The organism is Stenotrophomonas maltophilia group sp. Smal13, from assembly GCF_030236855.1.
Classification (GTDB): Bacteria; Pseudomonadota; Gammaproteobacteria; order Xanthomonadales; family Xanthomonadaceae; genus Stenotrophomonas; species Stenotrophomonas maltophilia_A.
In genome coordinates this window covers 60,813-80,434 of record NZ_JASJSQ010000014.1, presented here as the reverse complement: position 1 = coordinate 80,434, position 19,622 = coordinate 60,813, and the positions used below count along the sequence as shown (strand labels likewise).

Below are 19,622 nucleotides of genomic sequence, written 5' to 3'. Positions count from 1 at the left end.
CACCGCAGGTCCGGCGAGGGCGAAGAGGCGCGGGTGTCTGAGCGCAGCGAGTTCCGCGCCGTCCCTCGCCGGACCGAGGAGAACAGGGCACCGACGTGCGCAGCACGTCGGCTCGCGGCCGGCGGAGCGTTTCTTTTGGTTACTTTTCTTTTCGCGAAAAGAAAAGTAACGCCCGACCCAAAGTCAGTTGTACGCCAGGCCAGCCGCAAGGCAGAGATCAACCCAGCATCTCCAGCCCGCGCACTTCGGTGATGCCCAGCCCCGGCACGTCGCTGATGCTGATCTCCGATTCGTTGAAGTGCACGCCGCCACTGACCGGGTCGAACTGGCCCAGCGAGGGGCCGTCGAGGTCGACCTTGGTGATCACATCGCTCTTGGCCACCGCCAGGTGCACCGCCGCGGCCACGCTGATGCTCGATTCGATCATGCAGCCGATCATGCAGGGCACGCCGTAGATGCCGGCGATGTCGGCAATGCGGATCGCGTTGAACAGGCCGCCGGTCTTCATCAGCTTGATGTTGATGATGTCGGCCGCGCGCTGCTGGATCAGGTCCATCACCTGGCTCGGGCTGAACACGCTTTCGTCGGCCATCACCGGCGTGTTGACGCGGTCGGTCACGTACTTCAGGCCACTGATGTCGGCGGCCTTCACCGGCTGCTCCAGCAGCTCGAGCACCACGCCCGCTTCCTCCAGCGTGCGCATGGCATGCACCGCCTGCTTGGCGGTCCAGCCCTGGTTGGCGTCCAGCCGCAGCAGGGCGCGGCCTTCCACAGCAGCGTGGATCGCCTTGACCCGTTCGATGTCCAGGCCGATGTCCTTGCCGACCTTGATCTTCAGCGACTCGAAGCCGCGTTCGATCGCCGATAGCGAATCGGCCACCATCTTGTCGATGTAGTCCACGCTGATGGTGATGTCAGTGGTGATCACCGGGTCGCCGCCGCCCAGCATCTGGTACAGCGGCGCGCCATGCAGCTGTGCCCACAGGTCGTACAGCGCGATCTCCACCGCCGCCTTGGCGCTGGTGTTGCGCTCCATCGCGGTCTGCACCAGACCGCACAGGCGATTGAGGTTGGCCACGTCCTGGCCGATCAGGCGCGGCGCGATGAAGTGACGGATCGCTTCGATGATCGAGCCGTGGGTATCACCGGTGATCACCGCGGTGGCCGGCGCTTCGCCGTAGCCGGTGTGGCCGGTGTCGGTGCGGATCAGCACCACTACGTCTTCCACGGTTTCCACCGTGCGCAGGGCGGTCTTGAACGGTGTTTTCAGCGGCACGCGCAGCATGCCCAGTTCGATGGCAGTGATCTTCATTCAGGGGGTCTTGGCACGCAGGCGTTGGATGTTGGTGATGCGGTCGATGTAGCGGACGCTGTCGCTGGCCATCATCGGCTCCAGCGGGGTGACCGAAACACCATTGAGATGGGCCTGCACACGCTTGCCGTCAGCACCGAACCAGCTGCCGCCCGCCGTATCGTGGATCACCCATGTGCGGCCGTCGACGTGGCCGATGGCCATCATCACGTGGCCGGGGATGTAGACCAGATCGCCCACCTGCAGATCGGTGACGGCGCGGTCGCGCACGTCCTTGCCGTCCTTGCCGGTGAACGGTACGCGGTCCAGCGCCGGACTGATCGCCTGAGCACTGGTATTGCGCGGTAGGAGCACGCCGAAGCTGCGGTAGATCTCGGAAACGAAACCGCTGCAGTCGCGGGTGTCGTAGTCGTGGCCCCAACCGTAGCGCTCGCCGAGGAACTTGAAGGCCTGCTGCAGCAGCAGGCGTGGGGTCAGCGGCAGGTAGTCGGCGGCGGTGTCCTGCGAGCGCGGCAGCAGCGCCGGCACCAGCTTCAACCGGCCATCGGCTTCGCGTACCGGCAACTGCACCACCCACGCGGCGTGCGCCTGCTGGCCGTTCACCGGCTCTGACGCCGGCCAGTCGGCCAGCACCGGCAGGCGCACGCCCATGTCCAGCTGCAGGCGCGAGACGCGTGGTTCTTCCGGGGTGTATGCGGTCTGCGCGGTGGCACCGGTGATGATCCGGTACGGTCCTTTCGCGCCGTAGCCGAGCACTGTGGCCTTGTCGCCGTTGGCGATGGCGTCGGCCTCGATCCATGCGCTGTAGCGCTCGCTGTGCACGAACAGCCAGCGGCCGTCGGCACTGTGATGGACCACGGCGACCTTGTCACCGGGGAACAGTGCCGATTCCTGGAAGCGGTCGATGTCGGTGTCGCCGACGGTGCTGAAGACGCGCTCGCGGGTGGGGAAAGTACGCAGTGCAGCGCGCTTCACCACCAGCCCGTATTGCGGTGTCGTCTGCGCGGGAATGGACTGCAGGCCCAGATTGGCTTCGGTCGCGCTGCGCAGTGCCGGCGCAACGGCCTGGCCCTTGTCGTTGTACAGAGTGCGGGTGGGCCAGCTCGACAGCGCGGTGATGCTTGCGCGCACCGCCGCCGCATCCAGCTGGGCTGGCAATGCGGCGATGTCCTGGATGTGGCCGTCCTGTGCCCGCATCCGCGCGTTCTGTGCCTCGATCTGGCTGCGGTCCAGGATCGGCACATCGGCGTTGTCCAGGCGCGCGGCCCAGTACTGGGGGGTGAGGTAGGCCTCGTGCAGGCCGATCACATAGGGCAGCGGCGCGCCGGGATCAGGCGTCGGGGAAGCGAGTGCGAAGGCCGGTGCGGCCAGCAGGCACAGGGCCAGGGTCAACCGGCGCGGCCAGCGCCGGCGCGGTTCGCGGGAAGCCAGGATCATGCGCTGCACACCCTCCTCGAATGCCTGTTGGAATATTTATTCCTTTCGGCGTCGAAAGCAAGAATAAATTATTGACCGGTCTCCCGGCCCGTGTTACACAGCCGTTACCACCCGCGCTTGGGAAGTGTCGCTGTGGATCCTGCCGTTCGCAAACTGCGTCTGCCTGCTGCTGCCGGCCTGAGTGCCGCGCTGCTGCTGTGCGCGTGGTCGGCGGGAGCGGAGCCGCCACCCTCGGCCATCCAGTTCGCGCGCGTCGTGCAGATGATCGACGCGGGACGGTTCTCCGAAGCCGGCAGCGAACTGAACACCTGGTCGGCTGCGGACGCGGCGGAGCCTGGCGTCAGTTTCGACGACATCGCGTTCCAGGAAGAGCGCATGCGCCGCATCCGCCTGGATTTTTCACTCGACGAAGCCGCCGCCAAGTCTGCCGTGCGCCGCTGGATTCCCGACCTGACCGACGAGGAATTCGCACGCTGGGACCAGCTTGGACTGATCGAACACCTCGACATCGATGGCACGCGCTGGTACTTCAAGCGCGCACCGTCGAACCTGTTCCTGCTCGGCGACGAAGCACGTGGACGCCGCCGCGCGGATGCACCGATGCCGGCGCCGGGCCCAAACGAGGTGCTCAACGCGCACCACGCACGCGTGCTTGCCGCAGCGGAACAAAGTGGCCAGGCGTCGGTACTGCCGCAGCGCATTGAATTCACCCAGTCGCTCACGGTGAAAGCCGATGCGGTGCCGGCCGGCGAGACCGTACGCGCCTGGATTCCGTACCCGCGCGAGATACCCGGCCAGCAGGAGCAGGTGCAGTGGCTGGGCAGCACCCCGGGCAAGGCGCGCGTGGCGCCAGCCAGCACCCTGCAGCGCACGGCCTATCTGGAAGCCAAGGCGGTGGCGGGGCAGCCGACGCGCTTCGAGGTCCGCTACGCGGTCACGATCCTGGCCTGGCATACCGCGATCGATCCGGCCAAGGTGCAGCCGACACCGGCCGATCCGGCACTCAAACCCTACCTGGCCGAGCAGCCGCCGCACGTGCGATTCACGCCGGCACTGAAGCTGTTCTCCGACCAGGTGCTGCAGGGGGAAACCCGCCCGTATGAAGTGGTGCGCAAGCTGTTTGCTGCCGTGGATCGCATTCCATGGGCCGGTGCGCGCGAATACTCCACGATCAGCAACATCAGCGATTACGCGCTGCGTGCCGGACATGCCGACTGCGGCCAGCAGACGCTGTTGCTGATCGCGCTGCTGCGCATGAACGGCATTCCCGCGCGCTGGCAGTCGGGCATGGTGTTCTCCGTCGATGGCAGCGGCTACAACAACCTGCATGACTGGGGGCAGGTCTACCTGGCGCCGTATGGCTGGCTGCCGATGGATGTGACCACCGGCGCGCTGGCCAGCGACGTGCCTGCCCTGCGCGATTTCTACCTGGGTGGCCTCGACGGCTACCGCATCGCCTTCAACGACGATTTCGGCCAGCGCTTCGCGCCGGCCAAGCAGCACTTCCGCTCGGAAACGGTCGACTCGCAGCGCGGCGAGGCCGAGTGGGCAGGCGGCAACCTGTACTTCGACCAATGGAGCTACGACTTCCAGTGGCGGGTACTGCCAGCCGGGCAACGCTAGCGCGACACATCGCACTCCACACCATTCAATTCTTGCAGGAGAGAGCAGGGGATGAAGGCTTACAGCATCAAGCGGGCGGCGTTGTGCGTCGCCCTTGGGGCGTGTCTGGGCGTGATGCTGCCCGGCACCGCAATGGCGCAGAACGTGAGCGGCGCGGTGGCGGGCCGTGCCACCGCCGGTGATCAGGTGACCGTGGTCAGCAACAGCACGGGCCTGACCCGCTCTGTCACGGTCGGTGCCGATGGCAGCTATCGCCTTGGCCAGCTACCGGTGGGCGACTACCAGTTGCAGCTCAGCCGTGATGGCCAGAAGCTGGGTGATCAGGTTGCTGTCAGCGTCGCGATCGGCGGCACCACCACGGTCAATCTGGCAAGCGGCGGCGGCGTCACCAATCTCGATGCGTTGCAGGTGGTCGGCACACGCGTGGTCAATCGCGTGGATGTCTATTCCACCGAAACATCCTTCAACATCAATCGACAGGAAATCTCGCGCCTTCCTGTGGCGCAGGACCTGTCTGCGGTCGCACTGATGGCGCCTGGCGTGGTCGGCGGCAACTCGTCCTTTGGTGGCTTGTCCTTCGCCGGCTCGTCGGTGGCTGAAAATGCCGTCTTCATCAATGGCCTGAATGTCACCGACATGTACACCCGTCGCGGCTTCAGTACCGCGCCGTTCGCCTTCTTCAAGGAGTTTCAGGTCAAGACCGGCGGATACTCGGTCGAGTTCGGCCGCTCCACCGGTGGCGTGATCAATGCGGTGACCCGTTCGGGCAGCAACGAGTTCGAAGGCGGCGTGGAAGTCACCGCTGAACCCAGTGCATGGCGCTCCAGCGGCGGCGACCACTTCCATCGTGATGGAACCCCGCATTCGTATGGCAGCCGCGACAACAACTCGTTCCTGAAGACCAACGTGTGGGGCTCCGGTCCGATCATCAAGGACAAGCTGTTCCTGTTCGCGATGTATGAAGACCGCAGTGACAAAGGGCACAACACCTCGTCCGATGGCAGTACCTGGTTCAAGAATGATTCCGGCAACGGCTTCTGGGGCACCAAGCTGGACTGGAACATCAACGACAACCACAGCCTGGCGCTGCTGGCGTTCTCCGACGAAGGTGACGTCACCAACGCCTCGTATGGCTACAACTGGAACGCAGACCAGCTCGGTGCATGGGGCGGTGATTCGGTCACCGAGACGGGTGGTCGCAACTGGTCGGCCGCCTATACCGGCCACTTCGGCCAGAACTTCACCGCCCGCGCCATGGTCGGCCAGAACAACCAGCGTGCGTTCACCAATTCGTCGCTGGATCAGGCGTGCAGCCCGGTGTTCACCGACAGCACCTACGGCCCGCGCCTGGGCAAGCTGCAGGGCCTGCGCGCAGGCTGCCACCCCACCGGCACGGCAGTGGCCGAGCGTGACGATACCCGTGACGTGGCGCGACTGGACTTCGAATGGCAGCTGGGTGATCACCTGCTACGCTTCGGTGTCGACCGTGAGCTGATGACCACAAAGCAGTCCACCAGCTACCCCGGTCCGACCGAGTTGAGCTACACGGCCTACGTAGCGCGACCTGGCGATGAAGTCTGGGACGGTGCCAATGCCTACGTGCCAGCAGGCGTTACCGAAATGCTGCGTGCGCGCAACCGCAAGTCGGGAGGCACGTTCGAGACTGAAGCCAATGCCTTCTACGTGGAAGACATCTGGAACATCACTCCGAACCTGATGCTCAACCTCGGCGTGCGCTGGGACCGTTTCGAAAACCGCACCGCCGCCGGCAAGGCGTTCATCAAGATGGACGACCTGGTCGCGCCGCGTGTGGGCTTCTCGTGGGACATGCGCGGTGATGGCAGCACCAAGCTCTTCGGCAACGCCGGCCGCTACTACCTGCCGGTTACCAACAACATCAACGTGAACTTCGCCGGTGGTCTCACCGACGAATACAGCTATTACGTGCTCAATGGCTGGGAACAGAAGACCTCGCCGACAGGCTCGCCGTACATGGCACCGATCGTCGGCCAGCAGATCGGGCCTACCGACACCCGCATGAACACCGGCGGTGCCGATCTGCGCCAGAGCGTGGACCGCGACCTGAAGGCGGTCTACCAGGACGAATACATCCTGGGCTTCCAGAACATGATCAACCAGGCCTGGTCGTGGGGCGTCAATGCCACCTACCGGCGCATGACCCGCGCTCTGGATGACATCCGCATCAACTACACCCCGTGCGGCCCGACCCCCAGCACGCTGTGGCCGATCGCCAACCCGGGCGAGAGCCTGACGATCTGGGGCGACAAGAGCATCGGTTGCGCCAACGACGGCTGGATCACCATCGACACCGCCAACAGCGGCTATCGAAAGGGCGGCAGTGGCGAGGTGATCGGTTACTCCAAGCCCAAGCGCACCTACAAGGCGCTGGAGTTCCAGATCGACCGTGCATGGGACGAGAAGTGGATGTTCAACGCGTCCTACCTGTGGTCGAAGAGTGAAGGCAACTTCGAAGGACCAGTGAACTCCGATACCAACTACGGTGATACCGGCATGGTCCAGTTCTGGGACCACCCCGCCACCAACGAGCGCTACGGCGTACTGTTCAACGACTTCCGCCACCAGTTCAAGCTGCGAGCTGCGTACGCACTGAACAAGCAATGGTCCTTCGGCACCACGTTGCAGGTGCAGTCCGGTGGCCCGATCACTGCGTATGGCGTGATGTGGCCAAACGACTCCATCGCCGGTGGCAGTACCTCCAGTGAAGGTAGTGGCGGTGGCACCGGTTGGCTGTGCGTGGCCAACTGCTCCGGCCCATACAACCAGCGACAGTTCGAGTACAGTCCGCGCGGCGCGTTCGGTCGCCTGCCATGGACGTGGACCATGGGCGCCAATGTGACGTGGCGTTTGCCGGTGGAAGGCATCGACCTCAGCGCACGGCTGTCGGTCTACAACCTGTTCAACAATCAGAAGACCATCAACGTGCACCAGCGCTATGAAGCGCAGCCCGGCCAGTACCGCGAGGCGACGTTCGCCACCGGGACGCGCTGGCAGGCTCCGCGCTATACACAGTTGGTGGTGACCTGGAATTTCTGAGGCTGCATCCCGTGCCGTCCGTGTGGGCGGCGCGGGCATTGGAAGGGAAGCGTGCATGCATCATCTGCTGATCCTCGCAGCCGCATTGGCCGCACCCTCCGCATCGGCGACCGACACCGCCTCCCTCGATGCCGATGTCGCCGCCGTGGTTCAGCACGAGCACCTGCCCGGGCTGGCCATGGCGGTGATCGAGAATGGGCGCGTGGTCTATCGCCATGCCGAGGGCGCGCGTGGCGATGGCGGCCGCATCGACGAGGACACGCTGTTCAAGATCGCCTCCAACAGCAAGGCGATGACCGGCGCGTTGCTGGCGCGGCTGGTGCAGCAGGGCAAGCTGCGCTGGGATGATCCGGTGCAGCGGCATCTGCCGGGCTTCCGCATGCATGACGCATGGGTGGGCCAGCAGATGCAGGTGCGCGACCTGCTGATCCACAACAGCGGTCTCGGTCTGGGCGCCGGTGATCTGATACTGTGGCCGGAGCCGAACACGTTCACCCGCGCCGACATCATTGCCGGACTGGCGCACTTGAAGCCGGTCAGCAGCTTCCGCAGCCACTATGCCTACGACAACCTGATGTACGTGGTGGCCGGCGAAGTGGCCGCTGCGGCCGGTGGCAAATCGTACGACCAGTTGATGCGCGAGCAGGTGTTCGAACCACTCGGTATGACGCGCTGCCAGGTGGGGGCCTGGTCGGTGAAGCGCGTAGGCAACGTCGCGCAGCCACATGCCTGGCGTGGTGATCGCAATGAGGTGGTGAACGCCGACGGTGCCATCAGCCCGGACCTGCCGTCGATGGCGGCCGGAGGCATCCGCTGTTCGCTGCGTGACATGACGCGCTGGATGCAGGTACTGCTGGATCCTGCCGTGGTGCCGGACTGGTTGGACAGTGAACAGCGCAGCACGTTGTGGACATTACACATGCCGATGCCGCTGGGTGAGCGCCAGCGGCGCTGGGACAACGCGCATTTCTACGGCTACGGCTATGGCTGGCGCGTGTCTGACATGGATGGGCAGTGGAAGGTGGCACACACCGGCACGCTGTCAGGGATGTACTCGTCGCTGGCGCTGCTGCCCGACCGCAAGGTGGGTGTGGTGATGCTGATCAATGGCGAAGGCGAGGATGCGCGTACCGCGTTGATGCAGGCCGCGCTGAAGCGCTTCACCGCAGCGGACGATGCGCGGCCTGCGATGGAGTACCTGGCCGAATTGAAGGCAGACAAGGCAACGCGGGCGGCGACCGGTCATTCGCGGCCGTCCACTGTTGCGGCGCAGGAGACGAGCCGCACGGATCTGCCGCACTGGCAGGGCCGTTACCGCGATCCGTGGCTGGGCCTGGCTTCGCTGTGCCCGGGCAAGAACGGCCTGCGCTTCAGCGTCGACAAGTCGCCCCGACTGCAGGCCACGGTGCTGCAGTTGCAGGGGCGCTGGCTGCTGCGCTGGGATACGCTGGGCGAAGACGCACAGGCTTGGCTGCAGCCCGGTGACGGTGCGCCGCCCACACTGGACCTGCGTGCCATCGACCCGGACATCGACTTCAGCTATGACTTCCAGGACCTGCATTTCACTCGTACTGGCGACTGCCCTGGCAGCGAGCGCCAGCGCCGCTGAGCCGCCGCGTGTTTCGCCGGCCACTGATGCCGCCAGCGCCGGATTAGTGGAGGTCCGCACGTTGTCGCCAGGCATCGAGATGGACATCCGCTACGCCGGCGCGAACAACTTCACCGGCGCGCGCGTGCCGGGTTACGAGGCGCCGTCCTGTTACCTGCTGGCGCCGGTGGCGAAGGCACTGGCACAGGTGGAACAGGACCTGCGCGCGGATGGCTTTGGCCCGCGCCTCTACGACTGCTACCGGCCGGTGCGTTCGGTGCAGGCCTTCATGGCCTGGGTGAACGATCCGCGCGAGCGCTCGCGCAAGGCTTTGCAGTACCCGGATCTGGACAAGCCACGGCTGCTGGTCGACGGCTACATCGCCGAGCGCTCCGGCCATAGCCGCGGTGCCACCGTCGACCTCGGTCTGCTCGATTGCCGCAGCGGTACCTGCACGCCGCTGGACATGGGGACGGATTTCGATTTCTTCGGCCCTCGTGCGCACACGCAGACAAGCGGATTGAGCGATGCACAACAGGCCAATCGCAAGCAGCTGGTGCAGGCGATGGCACGCCGTGGTTTCGTCAACTATCCGCAGGAGTGGTGGCACTACACCCTGCAGCCCGAACCGGACCCGGGCACCGCATACGACGTCCCCGTGCGGTAGGGACATCGGCAGAGGGGCGCCGCTGTTGGTAGGTGTCGACCTTGGTCGACACGGTAGATCCACGCCATGCGTGGACGCCTTTCGTTCAATCATCGGAGTATTCGATTTCGATGGGGATTCATCCACGCATGGCGTGGATCTACCGGGGCTAACGGATTGGGTCCGAGGCAGATCCCTTACACTGGCCGCCTCTTCATCCCTGCCCACCCGATGAACCTTCCCCTGCACTTCGGCCTGCTCGGTACCCTCGAAGCGGGCGCCATCGCCCTGCTGGTCGGGCTGCTGGTGTACTTCCTGTGGTCGCAGCTGTGCCGGCTCCTGCACTGGACGGTCGGCCACGCGATCGGCTGGTCCTGCGTCATCGCCGTGATCATCTCCGCCGGCATCGATGCATGGAAGCTGTTCTACATGGGCATCGTGCGTCTGGAGTCGCCCCTGTATGCGCGCCTGTTCCTCGCCACCATCCACGATCCGAACGAACTCGGCAGCCGCGTAGTGCTGGAAATCGCCGGTGCGCTCACTGGTGTTGCCCTCGGCTGGGTGGTGTTCAGTTCGCGGTCATCGGCTCAGAACGTCGACTGACGCAGGTTTTTCGTTCGCTGCCGGTTAAATCAGGCAGCGCTGAATGCGCAGCTTATGAGCCACTCACTTCATGCTAACCACCGCGCTAAAGCATGCGCGTAGGCGAGTGGTTAATCGTGCGTGTTGACGCCGGTCGCGAGGCAAAATCGATTCAGAAAGGCGGTGGCAGGGTAGGTGCCGTGCGGAGACAACACGCCGCGCAACACCACCCAATTGGTAGGAGACACCCCTGATGACTATTCGCAACCGCAAGCCCCTGATCGCCCTGATCGTCGCCGCCGGCAGCGTGCTGGCCATTCCGGCGATGGCCCAGTCGGCCAAGCAGCAGGCCGCGCAGGCACAGAACGAGGCCGCGCAGGCGCAGCAGTCGGCGGCACAGGCAGGGCAGGCGGCTGACCAGGCGACCAACGCGGCCGCAGCGGCTTCGGCACAGGCCAATGGCGGTGGCCAGACCTGGGCCAGCATCGATACCGATGGCAACGGCACTATCAGCAAGACCGAGGCGCAGGTGAACGCAGGCCTGGCCCAGGTGTTCGACCAGGCCGATACCAACAAGGACGGCGAGCTGAGCGCCGATGAGTACAAGGCCTACGTGGCCGCCCAGCAGGCTGGTGCAGGTGCCGGCGCGGCGCAGGGCCGCTGATCCACGCCTGATTCGGGAAGACCGGTGCATGGGGACCCGGGCGGCTGCGGCCGCCCGGGTTTTTGCTGTATTGACGGCGCCCGCAGCGGGCTCGACCATCCGCACATGGCAACCCTCAAAACCCATTTCGAGGCCATGGCACGCTACAACGCCTGGGCCAACCAGCGCCTGTACGCCGCCGTGGAGGCGTTGCCCGAGGAGGACTACCGCAGGCCGTGCGGCGCGTTCTTCGGCTCCGTCGAAGGTACGCTCAACCACCTGCTGGTGACGGATCGCATCTGGCTGCGCCGGTTGGCCGGGCAGGGCGATACCGGCTATGCGCTCGATACGCTGCTGTTCACCGATTTCACCGCGCTGCGTCAGGCGCGGATCGAGGAGGATGCCGGCATCGTCGCGTTCGTACTCGGGCTGTCCGACGCGGCGTTGGCGACCCGTGTCGCCTATCGACGCGTGTCCACGCCCGAACCGCAGCTGCAGCGGGTGGACGCCGGGCTGGCGCACTGGTTCAACCACCAGACCCATCACCGCGGCCAGGTACATACACTGCTGACCCAACTGACCGGCCAGGCCCCGGCACTGGACCTGCTGGTCTACCAGCGCCAGCACGGCGACTGAGCGTGCCCGGTGTCCCACGTGCCGGGACGGCGGTATCCTTGTGCGATGAACACCCCCACGCCTGCGCCGTCGCGCGCCATCGGCCTGGTCGGTTTTGACGGTGACGATACGCTGTGGAAGAGCGAGGACTACTACCGCAAGGCCGAGCAGGATTATCTTGACCTGCTGTCGCGCTACGTCGACGTGCATGACACGCAGACCGCGCGCCACCTGCTGGAAGTGCAGCAGCGCCACCTGGGCACCTTCGGTTACGGCGTGAAGAGCATGACGCTGTCGATGATCGAAGCGGCCATCGACATCACCGGCCAGCGCATCGAGGCCAAGGACATCCAGCGCATCCTGGACATCGGCCACGACACCCTGCGCCACCCGGTCGAACTGATCGACGGGGTGCGTGAAGCAGTGGCTGCGATCGCCGAGCACTACCCGGTGGTGCTGATCACCAAGGGCGACCTGTTCCACCAGGAAGCGAAGATCAAGGTCGCCAACCTGGCCGAGCTGTTCCCGCGCATCGAGATCGTCTCCGAGAAGGACCCGGAAACCTACGCCCGCGTGCTGGCCGAATTCGACCTGCCGATGCAGCGCTTCGTGATGGTCGGCAACTCGCTGCGCTCGGACATCGAGCCGGTGGTGACCCTGGGCGGCTGGGGCGTGCATACCCCGTACGCGGTGACCTGGGCCCACGAGACCCAGCACGGCGTGGCTGACGATGAACCGCGCATGGTCACCGCCGATACCGCCCACGATTGGCCGGCCGCACTGGCCGCGATCGAGGCCAAGGCGGCTGCGGCGGCCTGACAGGACCCGGCGGCTGCGGCAGAATCGGGGCATGAACGTCCGACTGCGCGCGCTATTGTTGTCCCTGCTGCTGGTGCCGGCCACCGTGCTGGCCCAGCAGACCGCCGAGCGTTCGGCGGCCTACACGGTGGAAACCGGTGACCGCTGGGTCGATGCCCAGCTGCAGGACATCAACCACTACGCCGAACGCTACCCCGACGCCTTCCTCGACGAAGTGTCGCGCTATGCCGAGGTGCCGCGCGGTTACATCAGCGCGCTGTTCACCACCCATGGCTGGCAGGCCGGGGATATCTACTTCGCCTGCTTCTGGGCCAAGGCCAGCGGCCAGACCTGCCGCGACAGCGTGCGCGCCTTCAGCCAGGACCCGGAGGGCGGATGGGAGGCGGTGGTGAAGCGCATGCCGGTCAAGCCGGACAACCTGCATTACCGCGCCGTGCGCCATGCCATCGTGGCCAGCTACCAGCACTGGGACCGGCCGATCACCCTGGATGCCACCCTGAGGCGCCAGCTCAAGCGGTAGTGCCGCCCGCTGGCCGGCAACTGCATCATTCCAGGCATCCCGAGGTTGCCGGCCAGCGGCCGGCACTACCGATTTCCTTCATGTTGCTCTGCATATCGCCGCGGCCCCGCGCTCCGGCGACAATACGGGTTCGAGCTGTTCCCCGTTCCCGTAATCGAGTGACTGATGAGCGCCTCTTTCGTTTCGCCTGATGTGATCCGCCGCCTGTTCGCGCAGGCCATGTCCCGCATGTACCGCACCGAAGTGCCGCTGTACGGCACGCTGGTGGAACTGGTGGAGCGGATCAACGCGCAGGTGCTTGACCAGGACCCTGCGCTGGCCGCGCAGCTGCAGCGCAACGACGAGCGCGCGCGCCTGGATGAAGAGCGCCACGGCGCGATCCGGGTCGGCACCGTGCAGGAACTGGCCACGCTGCGCCGCCTGTTCGCGGTGATGGGCATGTACCCGGTCGGCTACTACGACCTGTCGGTGGCCGGCGTGCCGGTGCACTCCACCGCGTTCCGCCCGCTGACCGGTGCCGCGCTGGCGCAGAACCCGTTCCGCGTGTTCACCTCGCTGCTGCGCCTGGAGCTGATCGAAGACGAAGCGCTGCGTGCCGAATCGGCAAAGATCCTTGCACGTCGCCGCATCTTCACCGAGGGCGCGCTGGCGCTGATCGAGCAGGCCGAGCGTGACGGCGGGCTGTCGCAGGCCGATGCCGAGCGCTTCGTCGATGAAGCACTGGAAACCTTCCGCTGGCACGGCGATGCCACCGTCGATCTGCCGACCTACCACGCGCTGCACAACGCGCATCGGCTGGTGGCCGACGTGGTCAGTTTCCGTGGCCCGCACATCAACCACCTGACCCCGCGCACGCTGGATATCGACGCGGCGCAGGCGGCGATGATCGAGCATGGCATGGCGGCCAAGGCGGTGATCGAAGGCCCGCCGCGCCGTGCCTGCCCGATCCTGCTGCGGCAGACCAGCTTCAAGGCACTGGAAGAAGCCGTGCAGTTCCCGGACAGTGAGGGTGGTGATGCCGGCACCCACACCGCGCGCTTCGGCGAGATCGAACAGCGTGGCCTTGCCCTGACCCCGAAGGGCCGCGCGCTGTACGACCAGCTGCTGTCGCAGGCACGCGATGCCGGTGGCGAAGGCAGCACCGGCGGCGACTACGGCCAGCGCCTGCAGGCGGTGTTCGCCAGCTTCCCGGATGACCATGACACGCTGCGCCAGGAAGGCCTGGGCTATTACCGCTACCAGCTGACCGATGCCGGCCGCGCCGCGCCGGAGCGCGTGGCCGATCTGCCGGCTGAAGTACTGGTGGCCGCGGGCCTGGCCACCGCCGACCCGATCGTCTACGAGGATTTCCTGCCGGTCAGTGCCGCGGGCATCTTCCAGTCGAACCTGGGCGGCGAAGAACAGCGTGCCTATGCCGCACACGCCAACCGCGAAGCCTTCGAGCAGGCGCTGGGCGTGGCGGTGAATGACGAGTTCGAGATCTACGAGCGGCTGCAGGCCGAATCGCTGGCGGCGCTGCGCACCGCGTGAAGGTAGAGCCGGCCGCTGGCCGGCTGTTCTGGGGAGCCGGCCAGCGGCCGGCTCTACCAGGGTTCGCGGGCCTCAGCCCTTCATCGTGCCGGTATCCAGCCAACGCTGGTGCCACGACAGCGCTTCCGGCAGCAGGTGCGGGGTGTGCTTGCCGTAGCTCTCGCGGCTGGCACGGTCGAAGTAGTCCTGCAGCTGCGGGCGGAAATCCGGGTGCGCGCAGTTGTCGATCAGCACCTGAGCGCGCTTGCGCGGGGTCAGGCCACGCAGGTCGGCCAGGCCCTGTTCGGTGACGATCACCGACACGTCGTGTTCGGTGTGGTCCACGTGGCTGGCCATCGGCACGATCGCCGAGATGGTGCCGTTCTTCGCGGTGGACGGGCTCAGGAACGCCGACAGGAAACCGTTGCGCGCAAAGTCACCGGAACCGCCGATGCCGTTCATGATCCGCGTGCCCATCACGTGCGTCGAATTGACGTTGCCGTAGATGTCCACCTCGATCATGCCGTTCATGCCGATGCAGCCGAGGCGGCGCACCAGTTCCGGATGGTTGGAGATCTCCTGCGTGCGCATGATGATGCGCTCGCGGTAGAAATCGATGTTCTCCTTGAACGTCTCGTTGGCCTGCGGGCTCAGCGCGAAGCCGGTGCACGAGGCATAGCTCAGCACGCCGTCGCGTAGCAGGTCGAGCATGCCGTCCTGGATCACTTCGGTGAACGCGGCCAGGTCGCGGAAGCCGCTCTTGGCCAGGCCGGCCAGCACCGCGTTCGGAATATTGCCCACGCCTGACTGCAGCGGCAGCAGGTTCGGCGGCAGACGGCCCTTCTTCACTTCATGCTTGAGGAACTCGATCAGGTGCGAAGCGATCTGCTCGCTGGTCGCATCGATCGGGCTGAACGGGCTGTTGCGGTCCGGGCCGTTGGTGCGCACCACGGCCACGATCTTGTCCGGGTCGCAGCGCAGCGCGGTGTCGCCGATGCGGTCGTTGGCGTTCACCAGCGGAATCGGCCTGCGGTGCGGCGGCAGCGCGGTGCCGTAGTAGATGTCATGCATGCCGTCGACGCCGGCCGGCTGCCATTCGTTGACCTCGACGATCACCTTCTTGGCCAGGTCCAGCCAGGTCTTGTTGTTGCCGACCGAGGTGGAGGGCACCAGCGAACCGTCTTCGCGGATGGCCGAGACTTCGATCACGGCGGTATCGATCTCGCCATAGAAACCGAACCACACGTGCTGGGCCACGTGGCTGAGGTGGATGTCGATGTAATCCAGCTTGCCCTCGTTGATGCGGTTGCGCGCATCCGGGTCGCTCTGGAACGGCATGCGCATGGCGATGCCATCGGCCTTGGCCAGCGCGCCATCGAGTTCCGGCGCGGTGGAGGCGCCAGTCATCAGGCTGATCTGGAAGGGCTGGCCCTGGGCATGCACCGCTTCGATGCGGCGGGCCAGTTCGACGGGAACGGCCTTGGGATACCCGGAGCCGGTAAAGCCGCTCATGGCCACGGTTTCACCGGGCTGGATCAGCGCGGCTGCGGCCTCTGCGGAGACCACGCGGTCACGGAGACGCGCGTTGGCGATGCGATCAACAGACATGACGACACGTGTTGCTGGGGGGAATTCCGATTATCGGCCATCCTCATCCGTACGGGGGGTTCTACCTTCGTGGAATGGCTTTTCCCGCAGGGGTCACCCAAACCCGCCGGTTTTGTTTTGCAGTGCAGCGTGCAAAGTGCTTTCGCAGCCCGCACGATGGACCTGTATCCCGACGTGGGGGAGGGAGCAGAGCCCGCTGGCAGTTCGCTGCAAGCGGGCTTTTTTATTGCCTGTCGTCCAGTATGAATACGCGGTCTCCATTATCGGTAGTGCCGGCCGCTGGCCGGCAACCCCAGTAACCTTCGGCAGGATCATCGGATCTGCCGGCCAGCGGCCGGCACTACCGGGTCCGTTGCGTCCCGGCCGGGTCGATACAATCAGCCCATGAGCCTCGCCACCGCTGACCTGCCCGCCACCCTGCAGCCTCTTGTCGACCGCGCCTTGGCGCGCCTGGCCCAGGTCCTGCCCGAGCCCATCCCGGCCAACCTGCTGCCGTTGCTGACCCGGCTGGCGGTGAGCAGCGACTTCGCGCTGGACACCTTGGTGCGGCAACCGGCCTTGCTGGCACAGCTGGCCGCGCCCGGCTGCCCGCCGATCCCAGCGCCGGTGCTCGATCCGCTGCAGCCCAGCGACTGGCCGGCGCAGATACGGCGCTGGCGCACGGCAATGTCCACACGGCTGATCTGGCGTGACCTGACCGGTCTGGACGACGTGGCGCAGACCCTCGCTGGCGCCACCACCCTTGCCGAAGATTGCCTGCGGCTGGCACTGGACGCCCTGCAGCAGGAATTCGCCCAGCGCCACGGCGTGGTCCGCGACGGCGAAGGCGCGCCGCAGCAGCTGGTGGTGTTCGGCCTTGGCAAGCTGGGCGGTGGCGAGCTCAACTTCAGTTCCGATGTGGACCTGGTCTACGCCTATCCGCAGGGAGGTGAATCCGATGGACCGCGTCCATTGGCGGCCGAAGAGTATTTCGCGCGCCTCGGCCAGCGCCTGGCCAAGCTGCTGGACGAAACCACCCTTGATGGTTTCAGCCACCGCGTCGACCTGCGCCTGCGCCCGTTCGGCAGCGCCGGCCGCGTTGCACTCTCGTTCGCGGCGATGGACCAGTATTTCCAGCGCGAGGGCCGTGATTGGGAACGCTATGCGTGGCTGAAGGCGCGCGCGGTGGCCGGCGATATCGAGGCCGGTGAGGCGTGGCTGCAGACCCTGCGCCCGTTCGTATACCGCCGGTACCTGGATTTCACCGCGCTCGATGGCCTGCGCGAAATGAAGGCGGCCATCACCGCCGAAGTCGCACGCCGCGAACTGCACGATGACATCAAGCGTGGCGCCGGTGGCATCCGCGAAATCGAATTCCTGTGCCAGGCGCTGCAGCTGATCCGCGGTGGTCGTGAACCGGCATTGCGCGAGCGTCGGCTGCTGGTGGCGCTGGACGCACTGGTGGCCGCCGGGCAGATCGCGCCCGAGGATGGCAGCGCGCTGCGCGAGGCGTACCTGTTCCTGCGGCGCCTGGAAAACCGCCTGCAGATGCTGCGTGACGCGCAGACTCACGTGCTGCCCAGCGACGCACTTGACCGCGAACGCATCGCCGTCGGGCTCGGCTACCCGGACTGGGAGGTGCTGCGCGCGGCGCTGGCCGAACAGCAGCAGCGCGTCAGTACCGAATTCGCCGCGTTGCTGGCACCGCGCAAGGGCCAGGCCGCGCCCGACGCGCTGGCCAACTACTGGCGCAGCCTGCCCGAAGGCAGCAACGCACCGCTGCTGGCCGAAGCCGGTTTCCTCGATGCCAACGGCGCCGACCAGTCGCTACGCGATTTCGCCCAGGGCACCGGCGTGAAGTCGTTGTCCGATGCCGCGCGTGCGCGGCTGGATCGCGTGCTGCCCGCGCTGCTGCATGCGGCCACGCGTTCGCCGCAGCCGGATGCCGCGCTCAAGCGCGTGCTCGGCCTGCTGCAGGCGGTGCTGCGCCGGACGAGCTATCTCGCCTTGCTGGACGAACAGCCCAGCGCACTGGCGCGGTTGGTGGACGTGCTGGCGCGCAGCGCGCTGCTGGCCGAACGGTTGGCGGCGTATCCGCTGCTGCTGGACGAACTACTGGACGTGCGCGTGTCCGGGCCGATGCCCGATGCCGCCGGCATGCTGGCGGAGTGCCAACAGGTACTGGCGGTGGAAGATCCGGAATCCGCACTGCGCTGGCTCAATGAAACGCGGCTGGCACTCAGCTTCCGCATGGCGATGGCCACGCTGGATGGCCGCCAGGGTGCGGTGGACAGCACGCGTCAACTGGCCGAGCTGGCGCAGGCCGTGGTGGTCACCGTGTTGGCGATGGCCGAAGCGGACATGCATGCCGCACACGGCGAGATTCCCGGCGGGCGCTTCGCGATCATCGGCTACGGCAGCCTCGGTGGGCTTGAACTGGGCTTCGGTTCCGACCTGGACCTGGTGTTCCTGCACGACAATCCGGCCGGCGTGGATGCCAGTGATGGCGCGCGTCCGCTGGAGCCGGGGCGCTGGTATGCGCGCCTTGCGCAGAAGGTGATGGCGCTGCTGGGTGCGGTGACCGCCGCCGGGCGCCTGTACGACATCGATGTGCGCCTGCGCCCGGATGGCGGCAAGGGTTCGCTGGTGTCTTCGTTGGCCAGTTACACCGAATACCAGCGCGAACGCGCGTGGACCTGGGAACACCAGGCGCTAGTGCGCGCGCGTGGCGTGGCCGGCGATGCCAGCCTGCTGACCGACTTCGAGCAGGTGCGTGCGCAGACGCTTGGGCGTGAGCGCGACACGGGTGTGCTGTACGCGGACGTGCTGAAGATGCGTGGACGCATGCGCACCGAACTGGACCGCAGCGATGCCGCGCGGCTGGACCTGAAGCAGGGTGCCGGTGGCGTGGTGGACCTGGAGTTCCTGCTGCAGACCGGTGTGCTCGCGCGCAGTGCGCAGCACGTGGCGTTGCTGCAGCCGCGCGATACGCCATCGTTGATCGATGCGTTGGCCGTTGCTGGTTTCCTGCCGGAAGACACGGCGCAGGCATTGCATGGAGCACATGCCACGCTGCTGGACGTGGGCCTGGCCTGCACGCTGGATCGACGTCCGCGACTGGCACCGACCACGCCCGCGATTGAAGATGCATGTGCCACGATTACCGCCGCGTGCATCGCCGCGGAGCTGCCATTCGCCTGAGTGGGGGCACCCGCCAGCGCAATGGCCTGCTTTGGGTGGGTGCCGACCGTTGGTCGGCACAATCTGTCGGCAGCGATGAGTTCTGCTGGGCGTACCGACCAACGGTCGGCACCCACCGGATCATTGGCCGGCGATGACCCGCTGTTGGTAGGTGCCAACCTTGGTTGGCATGAATGCAAAGCGCCAACCAAGGTTGGCAGCTACCAGATCAATGGCTCGGCGATGGTCGCCGTTGGTAGGTGCCGACCGTTGGTCGGCACCATCTGTCGGCAGCGATGAGTTCTGCTGGGCGTGCCGACCAACGGTCGGCACCCACCGGATCAATGGCCGGCGATGACCCGCTGTTGGTAGATGCCAACCTTGGTTGGCATGAATGCAAAGCGCCAACCAAGGTTGGCAGCTACCAGATCAATGGCTCGGCGATGGTCGCTGTTGGTAGGTGCCAACCTTGGTTGGCACAATCCG

Annotated in this window: 14 protein-coding genes; 11 read left to right on the top strand and 3 right to left on the bottom strand. The window is 66.0% G+C overall.

Going from position 1 to position 19,622, the window contains the following annotated elements:
- Nucleotides 1-217: 217 nt before the first annotated feature.
- A complete protein-coding gene (locus QRO95_RS07375; protein WP_285302159.1) occupies nucleotides 218-1,312 on the bottom strand; it encodes a dipeptide epimerase in 1,095 nt (364 codons plus the stop codon).
- A complete protein-coding gene (locus QRO95_RS07370) occupies nucleotides 1,313-2,749 on the bottom strand; it encodes an SH3 domain-containing protein (RefSeq protein WP_253144939.1) in 1,437 nt (478 codons plus the stop codon).
- A 132-nt stretch (nucleotides 2,750-2,881) separates the two neighbouring features.
- Between QRO95_RS07370 and QRO95_RS07365 the strand changes: the two genes are divergently transcribed.
- From QRO95_RS07365 to QRO95_RS07320, 10 genes are all read left to right on the top strand, one after another.
- Nucleotides 2,882-4,372 (top strand): transglutaminase-like domain-containing protein, encoded by a 1,491-nt coding sequence (locus QRO95_RS07365; RefSeq protein ID WP_285302158.1) that lies wholly within the window; start codon nucleotides 2,882-2,884, stop codon nucleotides 4,370-4,372.
- 51 nt (nucleotides 4,373-4,423) lie between these two features.
- Nucleotides 4,424-7,447 (top strand): TonB-dependent receptor, encoded by a 3,024-nt coding sequence (locus tag QRO95_RS07360; RefSeq protein ID WP_285302157.1) that lies wholly within the window; start codon nucleotides 4,424-4,426, stop codon nucleotides 7,445-7,447.
- A gap of 55 nt (nucleotides 7,448-7,502) precedes the next feature.
- Complete coding sequence (locus QRO95_RS07355) at nucleotides 7,503-9,056, top strand: serine hydrolase (RefSeq protein WP_285302156.1); 1,554 nt, start codon at nucleotides 7,503-7,505, stop codon at nucleotides 9,054-9,056.
- Nucleotides 8,989-9,702 carry a M15 family metallopeptidase gene (locus QRO95_RS07350; protein ID WP_285302155.1) on the top strand — a complete coding sequence of 238 codons (714 nt, stop codon included), beginning with the start codon at nucleotides 8,989-8,991 and terminating at the stop codon, nucleotides 9,700-9,702. The genes QRO95_RS07355 and QRO95_RS07350 overlap by 68 nt, the downstream gene beginning before the upstream one ends.
- Nucleotides 9,703-9,912: 210 nt before the next feature.
- A complete protein-coding gene (locus QRO95_RS07345; protein ID WP_253144923.1) occupies nucleotides 9,913-10,284 on the top strand; it encodes a hypothetical protein in 372 nt (123 codons plus the stop codon).
- Nucleotides 10,285-10,516: 232 nt separating this feature from the next.
- On the top strand, nucleotides 10,517-10,927 hold the full coding sequence (locus tag QRO95_RS07340; RefSeq protein ID WP_004139214.1) for an EF-hand domain-containing protein: 411 nt from the start codon (nucleotides 10,517-10,519) through the stop codon (nucleotides 10,925-10,927).
- A 105-nt stretch (nucleotides 10,928-11,032) separates the two neighbouring features.
- Nucleotides 11,033-11,542 carry a DinB family protein gene (locus QRO95_RS07335; RefSeq protein ID WP_049400072.1) on the top strand — a complete coding sequence of 170 codons (510 nt, stop codon included), beginning with the start codon at nucleotides 11,033-11,035 and terminating at the stop codon, nucleotides 11,540-11,542.
- Between the two features lie 45 nt (nucleotides 11,543-11,587).
- A complete protein-coding gene (locus QRO95_RS07330; RefSeq protein ID WP_049412263.1) occupies nucleotides 11,588-12,340 on the top strand; it encodes an HAD family hydrolase in 753 nt (250 codons plus the stop codon).
- Nucleotides 12,341-12,371: 31 nt separating this feature from the next.
- Entirely contained in the window at nucleotides 12,372-12,860 is a 489-nt protein-coding gene (locus QRO95_RS07325) for a hypothetical protein (RefSeq protein ID WP_285302154.1), read from the top strand.
- 165 nt (nucleotides 12,861-13,025) lie between these two features.
- Nucleotides 13,026-14,390 (top strand): VOC family protein, encoded by a 1,365-nt coding sequence (locus QRO95_RS07320; protein ID WP_100433925.1) that lies wholly within the window; start codon nucleotides 13,026-13,028, stop codon nucleotides 14,388-14,390.
- Between the two features lie 72 nt (nucleotides 14,391-14,462).
- Here QRO95_RS07320 and QRO95_RS07315 read toward each other — a convergent pair whose 3' ends face one another.
- A complete protein-coding gene (locus tag QRO95_RS07315; protein WP_032130027.1) occupies nucleotides 14,463-15,977 on the bottom strand; it encodes an acetyl-CoA hydrolase/transferase family protein in 1,515 nt (504 codons plus the stop codon).
- Nucleotides 15,978-16,361: 384 nt separating this feature from the next.
- Between QRO95_RS07315 and glnE the strand changes: the two genes are divergently transcribed.
- Nucleotides 16,362-19,157: a bifunctional [glutamate--ammonia ligase]-adenylyl-L-tyrosine phosphorylase/[glutamate--ammonia-ligase] adenylyltransferase gene (glnE, locus tag QRO95_RS07310; protein ID WP_285302153.1), complete on the top strand. Its 2,796-nt coding sequence runs from the start codon at nucleotides 16,362-16,364 to the stop codon at nucleotides 19,155-19,157.
- Nucleotides 19,158-19,622 lie beyond the last annotated feature (465 nt).